The 264-nt window shown below is 65.9% G+C and carries 1 protein-coding gene; it reads right to left on the bottom strand.

Features of this window, described 5'->3' with window-relative positions; genetic code table 11:
* A partial coding sequence (locus V2J85_RS41115) for an AIR synthase-related protein (protein WP_330824455.1) occupies window positions 1-264 on the bottom strand: 264 nt, incomplete at both ends.

Genomic DNA, 264 nt, shown 5'->3' with positions numbered 1-264 from the left:
GCTCGACGTGCTGCGGCTCGACGATCGCGCACATCCGCTCCTGCGACTCACTCATGAGGATCTCCTCAGGAGAGAGCGTCGCATCCCGCAGCGGAACGGAGTCCAGCTCGACCCGCATCCCGCCGGAACCGGCCGACGCCAGCTCACTGGTGGCACACGACAGACCGGCACCACCCAGGTCCTGGATGCCCGCGACCAGCTTCTCCTGGAAGATCTCCAGGGTGCACTCGATGAGCAGCTTCTCCTGGAAGGGGTCACCGACCT

This window comes from Streptomyces bugieae (assembly GCF_036352915.1).
Taxonomy (GTDB): domain Bacteria; phylum Actinomycetota; class Actinomycetes; order Streptomycetales; family Streptomycetaceae; genus Streptomyces; species Streptomyces endophytica.
This window is presented reverse-complemented; position numbering and strand designations above follow the sequence as displayed.